The sequence below is a fragment of the Burkholderiales bacterium genome (assembly GCA_035518095.1).
Taxonomy (GTDB): domain Bacteria; phylum Pseudomonadota; class Gammaproteobacteria; order Burkholderiales; family JAHFRG01; genus JAHFRG01.
The window spans coordinates 69,718-88,868 of record DATIXX010000005.1 but is presented as its reverse complement, the minus strand read 5'-3'; the positions used below and the strand labels follow the sequence as shown (position 1 = coordinate 88,868).

Below are 19,151 nucleotides of genomic sequence, written 5' to 3'. Positions count from 1 at the left end.
CTCGTATTTGCGAATTTCAATTCTTTTCTGCGCCGCCGAGCAATGAGGTCAAATCCGGGAATCCGTGCCAGAACAGGCTGAGCGCGTGGCGCGAGCCGCCCGGCCGACCGCATTGCAACGCTAGAGCAGAATATCCTTTACTTTGCTTTCCTTCCTTTCGGCAAGCAAAAGAAAGAAACGCGCTTCTGGTCCGCCCCCGGCTATCTATCGTAACCCAAAACCGGCGCAAGCCATTTCTCAACGACCGCCAAACTCAGTCCTTTTCGTCGAGCGTAGTCCTCCGCTTGGTCCTTGCCGATTTTGCCGACTGCAAAATATCGAGACTCTGGATGAGAAAAATAAAAGCCGCACACCGCCGCTGCCGGAAGCATAGCGAAGTTTTCAGTCAGGATAATGCCCACTTCGGTCGCTTTCAACAGAGCGAATAATCCCCCTTTTTCGGTGTGATCCGGGCAAGCAGGATATCCCGGCGCCGGCCGGATGCCTCGGTATTTTTCGGCAATCAAGGCGTCACTATCCAGGTTCTCATCCGCCGCATAACCCCAGAATTCTTTCCGCACACGCAAATGCATGCGCTCGGCGAAGGCCTCGGCAAGACGGTCGGCCAGCGCCTTCAGCATAATGGCGTTGTAATCGTCGTGCTTTTCTTCAAATGCCTTCACTCGCGCATCGATACCGATACCGGCCGTCACGGCGAATGCCCCGATATAATCCCGTGACCCGGAATCCACGGGTGCAATGAAATCGGCAAGACAAAGGTTGGGATTGCCTTGCGGCTTCATGTTTTGCTGGCGCAAGTTATGAAGAACCATGGCGGTCTTGCCCCGCGATTCATCGGTATAAAGCTCGATGTCGTCGCTATTCACCGAGTTGCAGGCAAACAAGCCGATCACCGCATTCGCCTTGAGCCAGTTCTCCGCGATGATGAGCTTGAGCATCGCCTGCGCGTCCTGGAAAAGATTGCGCGCGGCTTCGCCTATGACTTGGTCCTGCATGATCGCCGGATAGCGCCCCGAGAGCTCCCAGGTCTGGAAAAACGGCGTCCAGTCGATGCATGGGACCAGTTCCTGCAATGAATAATCCTTAAACGTTTTTAAACCTATCAAGCGGGGTTTTGGCGGAATATACTGCTTCCAATCCGTTTTCAACCCGTTTTTTCTAGCTTCGGCAAGCGCGAGCAGCGGTTGGCCTTTCTTCTCCCGGTGCTGCACACGCACCGATTCATATTCCTGCTTGATGCTTGCTATGTAGCCCGTGCGCTGTTCCTCGGAAAGCAGGTTGCTACATACGCTCACGCTGCGCGACGCATCGGGCACCCAGATGGTGGCGCCGTTATACCCGGGTTCGATTTTCACCGCGGTATGCACTCGCGACGTGGTTGCTCCGCCGATCAGAAGCGGAATGGTAAGACCCTCGCGCTGCATCTCCTTCGCCACGTGCGCCATTTCTTCAAGAGAAGGCGTAATCAAGCCCGACAGCCCAATGATGTCGGCTTTTTCGTCCCGTGCCGTATCCAGGATTTTCTCGCACGGCACCATCACTCCGAGATTAATGACCTCGTAATTGTTACACTGCAACACCACCGCAACGATGTTTTTGCCGATGTCGTGCACGTCGCCTTTAACCGTCCCAATTACGATCTTACCTTTGGGCTTTTGTATTTCCCCTGATTTCTGTTTTTCCGCCTCAATGTAAGGCACCAGATGGGCCACTGCCCGCTTCATAACGCGCGCGGACTTCACAACTTGTGGGAGAAACATCTTTCCCGAGCCGAACAAGTCGCCCACGACATTCATGCCATCCATCAGCGGGCCCTCTATTACCTGGATCGGGTGCTGGTATTTGCGGCGCGCCTCCTCGGTGTCCTCGATAATAAATGCGTCAATACCTTTCACCAGTGAGTGGGTAAGGCGCTGTTCGACGCTGCACTTGCGCCAAGACAGGTCTTCGGCCAACACTTTGCCTTGTCCCTTTAGTGTTGCCGCGAATTGCACCAGGCGCTCCGCTGCATCGGGACGGCGGTTCAAAACAATATCCTCGACCCGCTCCCGCAAGTCGTTGGGAATTTCTTCATACACTCCGAGCTGTCCTGCGTTGACAATACCCATGGTCATGCCGGCTCGAACGGCGTGATAAAGGAATACGGTGTGAATCGCTTCACGCACTGCATCATTGCCACGGAATGAGAACGAAACATTTGAAACGCCGCCGCTTACTTTCGCATGCGGCAGGGCGCGCTTTATTGCACGCGTCGCTTCGATATAATCCACCGCGTAGTTGCTGTGCTCCTCAATCCCCGTGGCAATCGCAAAGATGTTGGGATCGAAGATAATATCTTCGGGCGGTAAGCCCGCGTCTTTTACCAGGATGTGATAGCTGCGCGTGCATATTTCAGTTTTGCGGGCCAGCGAATCGGCCTGGCCTTTTTCGTCGAATGCCATCACCACAATCGCCGCGCCGTAACGCCGCGCCAGCCTGGCGCGTTTGATGAATTCCGCGTCGCCTTCTTTGAGGCTGATGGAATTTACAACGCATTTCCCTTGTACGCATTTCAGTCCGGCTTCGATCACGTCCCATTTTGAGGAGTCGATCATCACCGGCACGCGCGAAATATCGGGCTCGGACGCGATGAGGTTTAAAAACTTCGTCATTGCCTGCTTGGAATCAAGCATCGCTTCGTCCATGTTCACGTCTATTATCTGCGCGCCGTATTCCACCTGCTGGCGTGCGACGCTCAGCGCTTCCCCGAAATTGCCATTGAGTATCAAGCGCGCAAAAGCCTTGGAGCCGGTGACGTTGGTGCGCTCGCCGATATTGACGAAAAGCGAATCGTCCCCGATGTTGAGCGGCTCCAATCCGGACAGGCGCAGTTTCTTTTCGATTTTTGGAACGGCGCGCGGCGCTATGTCCTGCACCGCGTCGCGAAGGGCTTTGATGTGCGCCGGTGTGGTGCCGCAGCAGCCGCCGACGATGTTGATAAATCCGCTGCGCGCGAATTCCTGAAGAAACCCTGCGGTATCTTCAGGCCCCTCCGGAAAGCCGGTGGGAGAAAGCGGGTCTGGAAGTCCGGCGTTGGGGTAGGCGCAAACATAAGTGTCTGCTATGCGCGACAGCTCTTCAATATACGGGCGCATCAGTTTCGCGCCGAGAGCGCAGTTAAGCCCAATGGAAAGCGGCTGTGCATGACGCACCGAGTTCCAGAAAGCCTCGGTGGTCTGCCCGGTAAGCGTGCGCCCTGATTGGTCGGTAATGGTCCCTGAAATCATTACCGGTACACGAATCCGATGCGTATCAAAAAATTGCTCGACGGCAAATATCGCCGCTTTTGCGTTAAGCGTGTCGAAAATGGTTTCTATTAGAAGAATGTCGACTCCGCCGTCAAGCAAGCCGCGCACCGCCTCGCTGTAAGCCGCGACCAGCGCCTCGAATGTGATATTGCGGAAACTCGGGTCGTTGACGTCCGGCGAGATGGAGGCGGTCTTGTTCGTAGGTCCCAAGGCGCCCGCAACAAAGCGCTGCCACCCCGGGATTTTGGCAGTGAATTCGTCCGCCACTTCCCGTGCCAGCCTGGCCCCACTTAGATTCAGTTCGTAAACCAGATGCTCCAGATGGTAATCCGCCTGCGAGGGCGCATTGGAGTTGAAGGTATTGGTTTCAATGATGTCCGCCCCGGCCTCCAGGTACGCGATATGAATTCCGCGGATTATCTGCGGCTGGGTCAGGTTGAGTAAATCATTGTTGCCCTTCAAATCATGCGGAAAATCGGCCAAGCGTGTACCTCGATAATCCTTTTCGTTGAGTTTGTAACTCTGGATCATCGTGCCCATTGCGCCGTCCAGAATTAGGATGCGCTGCTTAAGCAATTGTTCAATGGTCTGGGCTCGTGAGGCTGGCATGTTTGAATCACCGCATTAGAAACAAAAAAACCCGTACTGCTTGCGCGGACGGGTTGTGTCTCGCTTTAGCAGAATTTTTTATGCGCCCGCAAGCTGAATATCAAATCGGCGCAATCGGGCGACAAGTTACCCTGTAGTCTCGAGCTTGTCAACACTCATATAGCCCCGCTGGCGGAGCGCTTTTTTGAAAATCAATCGGCGCTACGCAAGACTCACGCCCAAGGCTTTGCCAATGAGGTAGGTTGCGCTGGCCGCAGCTGCGCCAATTACCAGCATGCGCAAACCGCTGTACAGCGCGCGGCGTCCCGTAAACAGGCTCAGTATTGCGCCAACAGTGAAAAGGGCGATCGCGCTAATCAGGGCGCAAAATAACAGGATCTCGTCAGCCGCGGCAAACGTAAAAGGAAAAAGTGGAATGGCACTGCCAAATGCAAAAGAAAAGAACGAAGAAAGCGCCGCGCCTTGCGGCGAGCCGAGTTCTTCCGGGTTGAGCCCAAGTTCCTCGCGCGCCAGCGTGTCCAGTGCCTTTTGTGGATCGGTCAAAACACCCTGCGCAAGACGTTGCGCTTCGCCTTTCTGCAAGCCTCGCGCCTCGTAAATCAGCGCCAATTCGGCCGCTTCCTCCTCTGGGTATTGCTGAAGCTCTTCGCGCTCGAGCCCGATCTGGTACTCGTACATTTCGCGCTGCGAGCGCACCGAAACGTATTCGCCGGCCGCCATGGAAAATGCGCCCGCGAGCAACCCCGCAACTCCGGAAAGCAAGACCACGGCGTTATCCGCGGTCGCACCCGCCACGCCCATGATCAGACTGGCGTTAGATACTAAGCCGTCATTCACTCCGAAAACCGCCGCACGTAGATTCCCACCGCTTTGCACGCCGCGATGGCGGCGCCCGACCTCTTCAAGGCTTAGCGGAATTGCATGGCCCGGCTGCTCCTTGGTGTACAGCGACATTCCACGCACTTTCATTGCCGCAAGTGCCGGGCGCATGCGGCGCGGACCAAATAAATTCAACAAAAAAGCTACTACGCGCGTGCGTAAGTCGGGGGCATATTCTTGCGGGACGCTCGCGCCACATTCGCGGATTTTTTTTGCCCAAATTTCAGCCTGCTTTTCCGCCGCCGCTGCAAGTTCCAGAAATAGTCCGTGCCGCGCGTTGCCTTTCTCGGCTGCGGCAACCAAACGGTAAAGATACGCGGAGCGCTTTTCCTCGCGCCAATTTTCAATCTCGCCTGAAGCATTCTTGACCATTTATTCTATCCAGGGTGTGGTAAGAATTTGGATCTTACCGACAGGCGCATTTTGAATTGGATAATGAGTTTCAACCACCTGCCCAACCAGTGTGGTTTTGAGCACATTCAGAGCTGTCATTTCATTGAGCAAGGCCGCAGTAGTATAGATAACCATGAATCTTTCATTAGCCGTACGCGGGTTCACCTTGATGTCGAATTCGATGCTGGCGTGGTTCATGCTGTTGCCCGACGGAATGGGCTTTACCACACCCTGTTCAAGCTTGCGCGTGACACGATATTCCGCATCAAGCAGCATTATCACAGGACTGAATACGTACGGCGAACGGGAAAGGTTATCCTTGTCCACGAAATGGCTGCTGACAACGATAAAATAGGACCGGCTCTGCACGGGGAGGCGGAATGCCTTGAAATAGCTTTTGCCGCTATCGAAGCTAAACACCGGGCTGCTTGTGTCTATTGTAATATCTTGAGTGCTTTCGAACTTGAGCGGCTGGAAATCAAAGTTTTCATAACCCGCGCAGCACACTGCCGCTTTTTCGAGCTCGCGTGTCGCCGGTCCCATGGGTTTGTTCGTTGCGCAGGAAAATATCAAAACGGCTACCGGCAACAACAAGGTGAGATGGGCTTTTTTCATTGCGCCAACTTTAGGCGGATATCAGGTCTGCAGTCAAATCAAGCACCGGTCCGGTCAAAGTAACGGCGGTATTGCACGGCTTCCGCAATGTGTGCGGCAACGATCTTCGGCGCTTCTGCCAAATCGGCGATGCTGCGCGCGACCTTCAATATCCGATGATAGGCGCGTGCCGAGAGACTCAAACGGCTGATGGCCTGCTTTAATAGGTCTAGGCCCGCAGTGTCCGGTATACAAATGCCGTCGATTTCTTGTGTAGTCAGCTGCGCATTTGGTTTGCCTTGCCGTGCCAGCTGCTGGCGATACGCAGATTCGACGCGCGATCTGATTTGACTTGAAAGCTCTCCGCTCGCATGACGGGTCAGCTCCTCTTCCGGCACTGCAGGGACTTCGATTTGAATATCTATGCGGTCGAGCAGCGGCCCGGATATTTTGCTGCGGTAACGCACAACTTGATCCGGCGTGCACTTGCACTTGCCGCTGAAGTGTCCGAGATACCCGCAAGGGCACGGATTCATCGCCGCAAGCAACTGGAACTGTGCGGGAAAATCTGCTTGGCGGGCGGCCCGCGATACGGTGATGTGCCCCGACTCCAGCGGTTCGCGCAGCACTTCTAATACTTTTCTGTCAAACTCCGGCAGCTCATCGAGGAACAGCACGCCGTGCAGCGCAAGCGAAATTTCGCCCGGACGCGGGTTCCCGCCTCCACCCACCAAGGCAACGGCCGAAGCAGTGTGGTGCGGGGCACGGTAAGGTCGTTTTTTCCAATGTTGTATTTTAAATCCGCCACTCGCCAGCGACTGAATTGTCGCCGATTCAAGCGCCTGTTCTTCGGTCATCTCTGGAAGAATGCCTGGAAAACGTGCAGCCAACATGCTTTTCCCGGTGCCGGGCGGTCCCACCATCAGTACGCTGTGGCTTCCGGCTGCAGCGATTTCCAGCGCTCGCTTGGCGTGCGCCTGGCCTTTTACCTCCTGCATATCGTCATAGCTCGGTGAGACAGTCCGCGGTTTTTCCAGGTATCGTTTGAGCGGCTCATGCCCATTGAAATGCGCGCATACCTGCAGCAGCGAAGTTGCCGGATATACTTCGGTCCCTTCAACCAGCGCAGCTTCTCCCGCATTCTCCAACGGCAGAATAAATGCGCGCCCCGAACGGGAAGCTGAATACGTCATGGCCAGCGCGCCCCTGATCGGCCGAAGTTCGCCGGTTAATGCGAGTTCCCCCGCAAGTTCGAAACGGTCGAGCTGGCTGGAAGGAATTTGTTTGGACGCAGCAAGTATTCCCAAGGCAATCGGCAGGTCAAAACGCCCGCTCTCCTTGGGAAGATCCGCCGGTGCAAGATTTACCGTAATGCGCCTTGCCGGAAAGTCAAACCGGCAGTTCACGAGTGCCGCGCGCACGCGGTCCTTGCTTTCCTTCACTTCGGCTTCTGGAAGTCCAACGATGGTAAAACTTGGTAAACCCGCGCCAAGATGCACTTCCACGGTAACCAAAGGTGCTTCCATGCCGGCAAGCGCGCGGCTATAGAGGACGGCAAGCGACATCAATTAAACGCCAATGAACAAGGATTAGGATTCCACCCGGCTACAATAAAATTGCCTGATCCCGCGAATCCTGAAATATCCTGTCAACCCTGTCTATTGTTTTTCTGCGTCAAGGCCCTCTCCAGCTCGGCCACGCGCTTTTCCATTTCGGTAAGTTTCTCGCGGGTGCGCTTCAAGACGTTCTGTTGCACTTCAAATTCTTCACGGGTAATTAAGTCGAGGCGTGCAAACAATGAAGCGAGCAAAGCGCGCGCATTTTTTTCGATGTCCTTGACCGGACTTTGCGCGACGACTTCGCTCAATTTTTTACTCATCTCATCGAGCATTTTTGGACTCAGCATTTTTTTCCTGTGCCTTCTGAGCAAGAGTGTAGCAAATTTGCAGCGACATGCGCACCGTATCTGTGCGCAACTGGATTAACCGGCTTTAAAGTGGTGCACCGGATTTTTGTAACGACCCCAGGCCAGCGCATAACTTTCTGATTCCCATGATGATTAAATCTGGCACACGGCGTGCTAATAAGAACCTGCATTTTTACGTTCCTATTTTAGAAAGGGAAAGAAAATGAGAAAACTCACTCAAGCTTTGATAACAGCAAGTTTGCTGGGAATGCCGGCATTGGTTTTCGCGGATGAAGCAGCCGCTCCTGCAAAACCGAAAATTCCGATACCCGAGCTGCAGGACGTGTTGGACGCATGGGGTCTTACGCTCAATGGCTACATTGACGCTTCTTATTCGCATCTCAGCGGCAGCGGTACCTTCGTCAGCGGCACAAACGACCGGGTGTTTGATTTTCAGCATGATGCATTCACGCTGCATCAAGCGGCATTCACTCTCGCCAAGCAGCCGAAAGAAGGGTTTGGCGGACTGGTCAATGTCACTTTTGGCCAGGATGCCGATACGATTGCGGCGTACAACCAGAATCCGGGCAGCACCAGCAAAGTGGATCTGACTCAAGCGTTCGTGCAATACGCCAGGGGTGCGTTTACCGGCATTGGCGGTAAATTCGTAACGCTTGCCGGGGCGGAAACGATCAATCCCACGACAGATACCAACTTTTCGCGTTCGATCCTGTTTGGCTACGCGATTCCGTTTACCCATACCGGAGTGCGCGGAACCTACGCGGTCAACGACAAGTTGAGCCTGATACTTGGCCTCAACAACGGTTGGGATGACATGCAGGATACCAACGGCAACAAGACTATTGAAACGGGCGCTTCGTATGCACCACTCAGTAATCTCAGTTTCTCAGCTGCCGGCTATTTCGGTAACGAGAAACTCTGCGGCAGTTCCTGCGGCGGCGCAGGCGAGCCTAGTGCGGCTGCCTCTCCCGGCGGCTACCGTGGCTTGGTGGACTTAATTGGAAATTACAGCGCCACCGATAAGCTGAGTTTCGTGCTGAATTACGATTACGGCTGGCAAGATAATGCGGGTTCCATAAACCCCGTCACCCTCGCCCCGTTCGATGCGAATGGCAATGGCGTTGCCACATGGTATGGCATTGCGGGCTACGGCAATTATCAATTCACCGACCAATGGCGCGGCTCGGTACGGTTCGAGTACTTCGACGACAAAGACGGCTACCGAACCGGCGTAGTCCAGCAATGGAAAGAAATGACCTACACCGTGGCCTATATGCCGTACAAAAACATAGAGCTGCGCGGCGAATACCGTTATGACTGGTCGAACGGACATCTCCCTGCTCCCACCGGTGGTCAGTTCGACGCGTTCAATAACAGTAACGGGGGAACGAGCAAAAACCAGTACTCGTTCGGTCTGGAAGCGCTGCTCAAGTTTTAATCAGCATCTACCTACTTCAAGGAGTCAACATGAAATTAGTTACAGCCATCATCAAGCCGTTCAAGCTTGACGAGGTGCGGGAGGCCCTGTCCACCATCGGTGTGCAAGGCATTACCGTCACCGAAGTCAAGGGCTTCGGGCGGCAAAAAGGGCACACCGAGCTCTACCGTGGCGCGGAATATGTCGTGGATTTTTTGCCCAAGGTAAAAATCGAGGCGGCTATCAAAACGGAAATGCTCGAGCAAGTGATCGAGGCCATCGAGAAAGCAGCCAACACCGGCAAGATCGGTGACGGCAAGGTATTTGTCTTCGATCTTGAACAAGTAATTCGCATCCGCACCGGTGAAACCGGCGCTGATGCGCTATAAGGAGAACAGAATGAAACGTATATTTACTTCGCTGCTCTTATTTGCAGCGCTCGGCTTCAGCGGACTGTCGCTAGCGGATGAACAAAAGGCGCCTGAAGCCGCGCCGGCTGCGGCCCCTGCTGCGGCGCCTGCGGCACCCACGGCACCGACGGTTGTTGACGTTTCCAAAATCAACTCAGGTGACACAGCGTGGATGCTGGCTTCAACGGCCCTGGTGCTAATGATGACCGTTCCCGGGCTCGCACTCTTTTACGGCGGCATGGTGCGCAAGAAAAACGTGCTGGCAACGGTCATGCAAAGCTTTGCCATTACCTGTTTGGTAACCGTAGTGTGGATGGTTATCGCCTACAGTCTTGCCTTCACACCCGGGAGCACGCCTTATTTCGGCAGTTTGAGCCGCTTATTTCTGAACGGCATGATCTTCGTGAACGGCTCTAAGGTCGCGGTCTCGCACTTGGGAGTCACGGTTCCTGAGTCGGTGTATATGTGCTTCCAAATGACTTTTGCCATTATCACGCCGGCGTTGATCTGTGGCTCATTCGCCGACCGCATGAAATTCTCGGCCCTGCTGTGGTTCATGGGCATCTGGCAGATAGTCGTATATGCGACCGTCGCACACTGGGTGTGGGAGCCCTCGGGTTGGCTTGCGCAGCTGGGCGTGCTCGACTTTGCGGGTGGCACGGTGGTGCATATCAATTCGGGCATTGCGGGTCTTGCTGCCGCGCTGGTGCTGGGCAAACGCGTGGGTTATGGCAAGGAAGCCATGCCGCCGCACAATTTGGTGCTCACCGTCATCGGTGCGTCGTTATTGTGGGTCGGCTGGTTTGGCTTCAACGCCGGTTCTGCGGTGGCGGCTGACGGCCGCGCCGGCATGGCTATGGCTGTTACCCAGATCGCAACGGCCACTGCCGCACTTGCCTGGATGTTTGCAGAGTGGATCGTCAAAGGCAAACCCTCCGTTCTCGGCATCTGCTCGGGTGCGGTAGCGGGACTGGTTGCCATCACACCCGCGTCGGGCTTCGTGGCTCCGATCGGTTCTCTTTGGATCGGCGCTGCTGCCGGTGTGATCTGCTTCTGGGCCGCGACCTGGCTTAAGAATACGCTGGGTTACGACGACTCCCTGGATGCCTTCGGCGTGCATTGCATCGGCGGCTTCACCGGCGCGCTGCTCACCGGGGTGTTCGCGGTAAAGGATATCGGCGGGACTGCCGGCGTGCTGGAAGGGAATCCCCATCAGTTCCTGATCCAGTTCATCGGTGCGGCCTCGACCCTCATTTTCAGCTTCGTCGTGAGCTACATCATCTTCAAGGTGCTCGATATGGTTATGGGTATAAGAGTCACTGAAGAACAGGAACGCGAAGGGTTGGATATCGCCCTGCACGGCGAGCAAGTATTGTAATCGTCATACCGGAAACTTCTCCTCCTAGGGGGGCGCGCGAGCGCCCCTTTTTTTCGTCCGCGCGAGGCCGCGGTTTCCGTTACAATAGTCCTTCCTTTTTCAATTCCGCTCCCCCATGGCCGTTCCCCATTTAACCGCCGCGCTTCCCGGGCATGCGCCCAAACTGGAAATTAAACTCGTGGAGAAGGTCTCTGCCATAGAACACTGGCTGCGCAGTCAGTGGCAGGAGCACAGCGTGCCGTTCTACGCTTCGGTGGACTTGCGCAACAGCGGCTTCAAGCTCGCGCCGGTGGACACCAATTTGTTTCCGGGCGGGTTCAACAACATCAAACGGGATTTTCTGCCTTTGTGTGTGCAGGCAGCGATGGTCGCGGTGGAAAAAGTCTGCCCCGACGCGAGAGGCGCGTTATTGATTCCGGAAAATCACACACGCAATGATTATTATTTGCAAAACGTCGTGGCTCTGCAGTCTATCCTACGCCAGGCTGGAATGAACGTGCGAATTGGCAGCTTGCTGCCTGAAATCACCAAACCTACCGAGCTAAAGCTCGCGAACGGCGAGACTCTCACCCTGGAGCCGCTGCTGCGCAAAGGCAACCGCCTCGGGCTTGCCGATTTTGATCCGTGTGTCGTGATCTTGAATAATGATTTATCGGCGGGCATTCCGGAAATTTTAAAAAACTTGGAGCAATCGCTACTGCCACCTTTGCACGCCGGCTGGCCAAATAGACGCAAATCGAACCATTTCAGCGCTTACAACCGGGTAGCCGAGGAATTCGGCGAACTCGTCGGCATAGATCCATGGCTGATCAATCCCTATTTTGCGACCTGCGGAGAAATCAATTTTCAAGAACGCCGGGGCGAGGAATGCCTGGCGACGTGGGTGGAGCAGATCCTAAGCGACATCCGCGCTAAGTACCGGGAATACGGAATCGAGGAGCAGCCTTTCGTTATCGTCAAGGCGGATGCCGGCACGTACGGCATGGGCATTATGACGGTGAAGAGTGCGTCCGACGTACGGGACCTCAACCGCAAACAGCGCCAGAAAATGGCCGTGATCAAGGAAGGCTTAGTGGTTACCGAAGTAATGGTGCAGGAAGGCGTGTACACCTTTGAAAGCATCGAGGATGCAGTAGCCGAACCGGTTGTGTATATGATCGATCATTTCGTGGTTGGCGGCTTTTACCGCGTACACACCAGCCGCGGCACGGACGAGAATCTCAATTCGCCCGGAATGCATTTTGTTCCGTTGGCCTTCGAAAGTCCCTGCTCGCTTCCCGACCCGACACAACCCGGCTGTGTGCCCAATCGATTTTATGTCTACGGTGTCATAGCACGGCTCGCGCTGCTCGCGGCTGCCATCGAGCTTGAGCAAACCGAAAAAACGTTTGAGAAAGCGACTGCCTGACGCTGTTCCATGAAATTTGCCTTTATTCTCGACCCGCTCGATTCAATCCATACATATAAAGACTCAAGTTTTGCCATGATGCGTGAAGCCGCGGCACGCGGCCATGAGCTTTACGTCATGGAGCAGCAGGATGTCGTGCTGCAACTGGGCAGGGTGCTGTGTCAGGCACGCAAGCTTGCGCTGACCGGGGACGAGGATGATTGGTACCGTGCCGGCGAAATTGAGGTGATGCCGCTCGAGCGCTTTGAAGCCGTGCTCATGCGCAAAGACCCACCCTACGATATGGAATATATCTATAGCACTTATTTGCTCGAACTTGCGGAAACACAGGGAGCCAGGGTTTTCAACAAGCCGAGGGCATTGCGCGATTTCAATGAGAAACTCGCCATCGCCAAGTACAATTCGTTTACCGCGCCGAGCCTGGTAACGCGCCGGGCGGAACTAATTCTAAAATTCCTCGCGCAGTATCATGACGTGATTCTCAAACCGCTCGACGGAATGGCAGGCCGGTCGGTGTTCCGCATACGTGAACAGGACGTGAATCTAAATGCAACCATAGAAACGCTTACCCAACACGGAACCCGGACAATTATGTCGCAACGCTATATCCCCGAGGTTGTTAACGGTGACAAGCGCATTCTGCTAATTGATGGAAGACCGGCGCCTTATGCTCTGGCACGCATCCCGAAACCGGGAGAAACCCGCGCAAATCTTGCCGCCGGAGGTAAAGGAGTGGCGCGCCCGCTTTCGCCGCGCGACCAGGAGATCGCCGATGCTCTGGGACCACAACTTGCCAAGGAAGGCCTGATCCTGGTGGGGCTTGATGTGATCGGCGATTACCTCACTGAAATCAACGTAACCAGCCCTACCTGCATGCGGGAGATTACCGACCAGACGGGCTTCAATGTCGCAGGGATGATGATAGACGCGCTGGAGAAAACCGTCACACGAAGAGCGTAACAACGGGGGCAATTCCATCGTAACGGCCCCACGGCTTACTGTTTCCGGTATAAGGCACCGGTTTTCCTATTGCTGCTTTGTTGAAAATCGCGGAGTAAAATCAAATTAAGATCTACTTGTTATTCGAGGAGGGAATATGGTAGGTATTTTGATCGTTGCGCACGGCACGCTGGGTGAAAGTTTGATTCACTGCGCAAGCCACGTGATGGGCAGCCGCCCGTCGCAGCTCATGCAAATCGGAGTGACGGTACATGATGACCCGCAGGCAATCCTGCCGCAGGCGCTCAAGCTACTGAAACAGCTCGACCAGGGACAAGGCGTGTTGGTGCTATGCGATATCTATGGGGCGACACCGTGCAACCTTGCTTCCAAGCTGTTAATTCCCGGAAAAGTGGAGGGCGTGGCGGGCGTCAATTTGCCGATGCTGATTCGCGCGCTCACCTACCGCAACCAGCCCCTGAACGTAATGCTGGAAAAGGCACTGTCGGGCGGCTGCGAAGGCGTTCTGCACATCAGCACGGAAGGCTATGATGCGGCAACGGGAAGCTGAAATCATAAACAAACTTGGGCTTCACGCGCGCGCGGCTGCGAAGCTCACGCAACTCGCCGGCCGGTTTAAATGCGATGTTTGGCTATCGCGAAATGGCCAGCGGGTCAACGCAAAAAGCATCATGGGCGTGATGATGCTGGCCGCCAGTAAGGGAAGTTCGATAGGCATTGAAACCAGCGGCGAAGACGAAAACGAAGCACTGCAGGCTATTTTAGATTTAATAAGAAATTATTTCGGGGAAGAGGAATGAGCTTCACCATGCACGGCATTGGCGTATCCGAAGGCATCGCCATCGGGCCGGTGCATTTGCTTTCGCACGATACGCTAGAAGTCGCGCATTATACCGTGCGCGAGCACGAAGTGGCGGACGAAATCGCTCGCTTTGCTTCAGCGATCAAGGAAGTGCAGGCGGAACTGCAAACCGTGCGCGAAAATATGGCAGCTGACGCGCCCGCGGAACTCTCGGCTTTCCTCGATCTGCATCAGATGATTCTCTGTGATCCTATCATTTCTAAAGACGCGCCGAAGCGCATCGAAGAACAGCATTGCAACGCCGAGTGGGCGCTGAAACAACAATTGGATGAACTTCTCGAGCGGTTTAACCAAATCGAGGACAATTACCTGCGCGAGCGCAAGGCTGACGTAATCCAGGTCGGTGAGCGGGTATTGAAGTCACTGCTGGGCCACCCGGGACATATGCCTTCGCCCACGGACCTCGAGCAGAATAATATTCTCGTCGCACACGACCTGAGCCCGGCGGAACTCATACTATTCAAGCAGCATCGCTTTGCGGCTTTTATTACCGATATCGGCGGACTGATGTCGCACAGTGCGATCGTTGCGCGCAGCCTGAACGTACCCTCAATTGTGGCGCTGCACCAGGCACGGCAGCTGATGCGCGAACAGGACATGCTTGTAGTCGACGGCAGTCAGGGCGTGGTAATTGTTAATCCTGACAATCAGATACTTGCAGAGTACAAGCTGCGCCAGAACCAGAGGCAACTCGAGCAGCATAAACTTAAGCGCCTGAAACTTACCCGGTCAACGACCTTGGACGGCACCGCGGTGGAATTGCAAGCCAACATCGAACTGCCGCAGGATATCGACCAGGTAAAAGAGAACGGCGCGATGGGCATCGGCTTGTTCCGTACTGAATTTCTGTACATGAACCGTCTGGATTTACCCAGCGAGGAGGAACAGCTTGACGCTTATCGCAAAGTTGCGCAAAAAATGCACGGCCTGCCCGTCACCATACGCACGCTTGACCTAGGCGCTGACAAGAGTATGAATGGTGCAGAACGCGGACCTAACCCCGCATTGGGCCTGCGGGCGATCCGGCTCTGCCTTGCCGAGCCTTATATGTTCCATACACAACTGCGCGCCATTTTCCGCGCCACCAATTACGGCAACATCCGCATTCTCATTCCGATGCTTTCCAGTGTCGCAGAGCTCAATCAAACGTTGCAGTCCATCGAGCTGGTAAAAACCAGCCTAGACAAAGACCGGATACCATACAATCATCGAATCGAAATCGGCGGCATGATTGAAATTCCCGCGGCCGCGCTGGCACTCACCTTGTTCTTAAAAAAACTCGATTTTCTTTCTATTGGCACGAACGATTTGATCCAGTATACGCTGGCGATCGACCGCGCCGACGATGCCGTTGCCCATCTCTATGATCCGCTGCACCCTGCAGTATTGCATTTGATTGCCCACACTATCAGCACTGCAAACAAAGCCGGGGTGCCGATTGCGGTGTGCGGCGAAATGGCGGGCGACGTTTCGTTCACGCGGTTATTGCTTGGCTTAGGTTTGCGCCAGTTCTCCATGCACCCGGCATACCTTCTTAGCGTAAAGCAGCAAGTGCTCAAAACAAGCCTGCCGGATATTACAGGACTCACGCAAAAAATCCTGAAAGCAGACGAGCCGGATAAAGTACGCGAGCTGTTGTTCCGACTCAACAGCTAGTCATTACAAAAGCATCACTTCGCCGTGACTCGGGCGAACCTGTTTGCTTGACAAACTCCTGCCTCCAAAGTACCCTGCAATCAAGCGCCGATTTGTACCGGCTTGCGGGCGCTCAATAAATGCAGCTAAAAGATGATGCCCGCTCGCCAAGCAAGCGGGTTTTTTATTTGTGCATGCCCGCCGTACCGCCGAGTTAAACACAACTTGCAAGCTTCTTAAGATGTCGTTAAAGCGTTGCCTGTTCCTGTCCGGAGCCTGCAGCGCCGAATGACCCGAGATGAAAGTACACGAAATGGACCCGAGCGTCTCCGAACGAATTTTTGATCCTGCAACCGCGGATCGGCATGCAAGCGAGAATTCGATCGGAATCGTCGCACCACAGAAGGCGCATTTCGACACGCCGCTCGCGTTCCGATGCGGCTCGGTTCTAGACAGCTACGACCTCGTTTATGAAACCTACGGCACTTTGAATGCATCCAAGTCCAACGCCGTGCTGGTTTGCCATGCGCTTTCCGGCGCTCACCACGTGGCGGGCTATTATGCCGATGACCCGAGCAATGTCGGCTGGTGGGACAACTTGGTCGGACCCGGAAAGCCTCTCGACACCAACCGTTTTTTTGTGATCGGCGTAAACAATCTCGGTGGCTGCCACGGCTCTACTGGGCCTTCCAGTGTTAATCCCAAAACCGGAAAACCTTACGCTGCGGATTTTCCTGTGGTCACCGTGGAGGACTGGGTTGAAGCGCAGGCGCGGCTTGCCGACTATATCGGTATTGATTGTTTCGCGGGGAGTATCGGCGGCAGCCTGGGCGCGATGCAGGCTTTGCAATGGACGCTTAGCTACCCTGATCGCATGCGTCATGCGCTGGTAATTGCTGCGGCGCCCAAACTCTCGGCGCAGAACATCGCGTTTAGTGAGGTGGCGCGTCAAGCCATCATGACCGATCCGGATTTTCATGGTGGAAATTATTACGCGTACGGCGTGATGCCCAAAAACGGTTTAAGCGTGGCGCGCATGCTCGGGCACATTACTTATCTGTCTGACGATGTCATGATGGAGAAATTTGGCCGCGCGCTGCGTTCGGGAACGTACAATTTCCATTTTGATATCGAATTCGAAGTGGAATCCTACTTGCGCCATCAGGGTGAGAAGTTTGCCTCGCGCTTTGATGCCAATACTTATTTGTTGATGACCAAGGCGCTGGATTATTTCGACCCCGCGCATAACTACAACGGCGATCTTGCCGCGGCACTTAAGCGCGCCAGGGCCGGATTTTTTGTTGCTTCCTTCACCTCGGACTGGCGCTTTCCTCCCGCGCGATCCAGGGAAATTGTGAAGGCTTTGCTCGACAACGATCTCGAGGTAAGCTACGCGGAAATCAATGCGCAGCACGGGCACGACGCGTTCTTGCTTGACGACCCTCACTACCACGCGCTGCTGCGTGCCTATTTCGACAACATCAAGATATGAGCGTCGAACTCGACGAAACAATTCTGCATGATCCGGCGCTGAAGGAACGTACTGATTTTGCCGCCGTAGCCACATGGATCAGGCCCGGCTCGAAAGTTCTGGATCTCGGCTGCGGGGACGGTGCGCTGCTCCGCTATCTCAAGCAATCGCTCTCAGTACGCGGCTACGGTGTCGAAATTGATGACGCCAGCATTCTCGCGAGCGTCCGGAACGGAGTAAATGTGATACAAAATGACCTTGAAACCGGGCTTTCCGGGTTCGAGTCGAATTCTTTTGATTACGTGATCCTGTCGCAGACGTTGCAGGCGATGCGCCATACCGAGCGCATTGTAAAGGAAATATTGCGCGTGGGACGCGAGGGCGTTGTTACATTTCCTAATTTCGGCTACTGGCGCGCGCGTTGGCAGGTGTTCTTCGGCCGCATGCCGGTGTCCAAGAATCTTCCGTACCAGTGGTACGATACACCCAACGTGCACTTATGCACCATTGATGATTTTGAGGCTTTTTGCGCGGAACACGCAATACGAATCCTGGAACGGGTAGTGATAACAGGAAAAAACGTAGTTAAGCTGTTTCCCAACCTGCTAGGGAGCATCGCCGTGTACCGTTTTGAGAAAGGAGCGTAATAAACTAGCTGTCCCTTTTTTCGATGACTGGAATCTGCTTGCGCAGCAGCCAGAGCAGCCACAGGCCGGGCAATGCAGCAATAAAGGTAATAAAAAAGAATTTCGGCCAGCCCAGGAGCACCACAGTTTCCCCCGTAATCGGCCCGAACAGTACCCGTCCAAGCGATGCTAGAGCCGAGAGCAGCGCGTACTGGGTCGCGCTATAACTGTGGTTGCATAGGCTCATGGCGAACGCGACAAATGCCGCAGTACCCATGCCGCTCGCAAAATTCTCAAACCCCACCGCAAAAACCAGCCAAGGGTAGCTCTTACCCGCCCAAGCAAGAAACATAAACGAGAGACAGGATATTGCCTGAAGCCAGCCGAACCACATCAGCGCGCGGTAAAGGCTCATGCGCGTGAGCAGCATTCCTCCAATCAGCGCCCCGATCAGCAGCGCTGCAAGCCCCAGTCCTTTGTTGATCACTCCGACCTCGGTTGGCGAAAAGCCGACGCCGCGTATAAGAAATGCGGTGGTAAGGGTTGATGCCAAGGCGTCGCCAAATTTGTAAAGTATTATTAAAAGTAGCAACAGCAGTGCGCCCTCTCGCGAGAAAAAATCCTTAAGCGGTTCCACGACAGCGGCTTGCAAAGTACGCGGTGTTGCGGCCGGCGTTTGCGGCTCGGGTGCAAACAGCGAAGTCAATACACCTACACCCATAACGAGCGCCATCAGAAAATAAGTGACTCGCCAGCCGATTTGGTCGGCAAGAACCAAAGCGACTCCACCTGACACCAATATCGCAACCCGATAACCGAGCACACTTACCGCCGCGCCCATGCCGCGTTCGGACGGGTTCAACAGGTCAGTACGGTAGGCGTCCACTACGATGTCTTGCGATGCGGATGCAAGCGCCACGTACAGCGCGATCAACCCCAACAGCAACAGCGAGCGCTCAGGAGAAGTCAGGCCCATGGCAACGATGCCGAGTGCCAATCCGAGCTGGGTTGCCAGCATCCAGCCGCGCCGGCGTCCAAGCCACGGCGGTACGAAGCGATCCATGAGCGGCGACCATAGAAACTTAACGAGATAAGGCACGCCGATCCAGGAAAACCAGGCAATGGTTTGGATATCAACGTTGGAAACTGCCAGCCACGCCTGTAAGGTGCTACCTGTCAGTGCAAGCGGGAGCCCCGAAGAAAATCCGAACAAGAACACTACCGCAATACGAGGGTTGCGAAAGATCTCAAGATAGGCGTTGCCGTTTTTAGACGATGACCCCACGATTTTCAAT

General features: G+C 54.7%; 16 protein-coding genes. 10 read left to right on the top strand and 6 right to left on the bottom strand.

Annotated elements, in window-relative coordinates; genetic code table 11:
* Positions 1-200: 200 nt before the first annotated feature.
* The 5 genes from metH to VLV32_00715 all read right to left on the bottom strand — a co-directional run bounded on the left by metH (position 201) and on the right by VLV32_00715 (position 7,668).
* The gene (gene metH, locus VLV32_00735) at positions 201-3,896 is read right to left on the bottom strand and encodes a methionine synthase (GenBank protein ID HUL40424.1); all 3,696 of its coding nucleotides are present in this window, start codon (positions 3,894-3,896) and stop codon (positions 201-203) included.
* A 201-nt stretch (positions 3,897-4,097) separates the two neighbouring features.
* On the bottom strand, positions 4,098-5,147 hold the full coding sequence (locus VLV32_00730) for a VIT1/CCC1 transporter family protein (protein ID HUL40423.1): 1,050 nt from the start codon (positions 5,145-5,147) through the stop codon (positions 4,098-4,100).
* Complete coding sequence (locus tag VLV32_00725; protein HUL40422.1) at positions 5,148-5,783, bottom strand: MalM family protein; 636 nt, start codon at positions 5,781-5,783, stop codon at positions 5,148-5,150.
* A gap of 38 nt (positions 5,784-5,821) precedes the next feature.
* Positions 5,822-7,327 (bottom strand): YifB family Mg chelatase-like AAA ATPase, encoded by a 1,506-nt coding sequence (locus tag VLV32_00720; protein HUL40421.1) that lies wholly within the window; start codon positions 7,325-7,327, stop codon positions 5,822-5,824.
* An 83-nt stretch (positions 7,328-7,410) separates the two neighbouring features.
* Positions 7,411-7,668 carry an accessory factor UbiK family protein gene (locus tag VLV32_00715; GenBank protein HUL40420.1) on the bottom strand — a complete coding sequence of 86 codons (258 nt, stop codon included), beginning with the start codon at positions 7,666-7,668 and terminating at the stop codon, positions 7,411-7,413.
* A 223-nt stretch (positions 7,669-7,891) separates the two neighbouring features.
* Between VLV32_00715 and VLV32_00710 the strand changes: the two genes are divergently transcribed.
* The 10 genes from VLV32_00710 to metW all read left to right on the top strand — a co-directional run bounded on the left by VLV32_00710 (position 7,892) and on the right by metW (position 17,877).
* Positions 7,892-9,127 (top strand): outer membrane beta-barrel protein, encoded by a 1,236-nt coding sequence (locus VLV32_00710; GenBank protein ID HUL40419.1) that lies wholly within the window; start codon positions 7,892-7,894, stop codon positions 9,125-9,127.
* 29 nt (positions 9,128-9,156) lie between these two features.
* The gene (glnK, locus tag VLV32_00705) at positions 9,157-9,495 is read left to right on the top strand and encodes a P-II family nitrogen regulator (GenBank protein ID HUL40418.1); all 339 of its coding nucleotides are present in this window, start codon (positions 9,157-9,159) and stop codon (positions 9,493-9,495) included.
* A gap of 10 nt (positions 9,496-9,505) precedes the next feature.
* Positions 9,506-10,894, top strand: a complete 1,389-nt coding sequence (locus VLV32_00700) for an ammonium transporter (GenBank protein ID HUL40417.1) — start codon at positions 9,506-9,508, stop codon at positions 10,892-10,894.
* A gap of 115 nt (positions 10,895-11,009) precedes the next feature.
* The gene (gene gshA, locus VLV32_00695; protein HUL40416.1) at positions 11,010-12,302 is read left to right on the top strand and encodes a glutamate--cysteine ligase; all 1,293 of its coding nucleotides are present in this window, start codon (positions 11,010-11,012) and stop codon (positions 12,300-12,302) included.
* A gap of 9 nt (positions 12,303-12,311) precedes the next feature.
* Positions 12,312-13,262, top strand: a complete 951-nt coding sequence (gene gshB, locus VLV32_00690) for a glutathione synthase (GenBank protein ID HUL40415.1) — start codon at positions 12,312-12,314, stop codon at positions 13,260-13,262.
* 136 nt (positions 13,263-13,398) lie between these two features.
* A complete protein-coding gene (locus VLV32_00685; GenBank protein HUL40414.1) occupies positions 13,399-13,812 on the top strand; it encodes a PTS fructose transporter subunit IIA in 414 nt (137 codons plus the stop codon).
* Positions 13,793-14,062, top strand: a complete 270-nt coding sequence (locus tag VLV32_00680) for an HPr family phosphocarrier protein (GenBank protein HUL40413.1) — start codon at positions 13,793-13,795, stop codon at positions 14,060-14,062. The genes VLV32_00685 and VLV32_00680 overlap by 20 nt, the downstream gene beginning before the upstream one ends.
* Positions 14,059-15,780, top strand: coding sequence for a phosphoenolpyruvate--protein phosphotransferase (gene ptsP, locus VLV32_00675; protein HUL40412.1), 1,722 nt, complete (start codon positions 14,059-14,061; stop codon positions 15,778-15,780). Before VLV32_00680 ends, ptsP begins: the two co-directional genes overlap by 4 nt.
* 277 nt (positions 15,781-16,057) lie before the next feature.
* Positions 16,058-17,251 carry a homoserine O-acetyltransferase gene (locus VLV32_00670; GenBank protein ID HUL40411.1) on the top strand — a complete coding sequence of 398 codons (1,194 nt, stop codon included), beginning with the start codon at positions 16,058-16,060 and terminating at the stop codon, positions 17,249-17,251.
* Positions 17,248-17,877 (top strand): methionine biosynthesis protein MetW, encoded by a 630-nt coding sequence (gene metW / locus VLV32_00665; protein ID HUL40410.1) that lies wholly within the window; start codon positions 17,248-17,250, stop codon positions 17,875-17,877. The genes VLV32_00670 and metW overlap by 4 nt, the downstream gene beginning before the upstream one ends.
* Before the next feature lie 4 nt (positions 17,878-17,881).
* Here the strand turns inward: metW and VLV32_00660 are convergent, their stop codons facing one another.
* Entirely contained in the window at positions 17,882-19,141 is a 1,260-nt protein-coding gene (locus VLV32_00660; GenBank protein ID HUL40409.1) for an MFS transporter, read from the bottom strand.
* Positions 19,142-19,151: the final 10 nt, after the last annotated feature.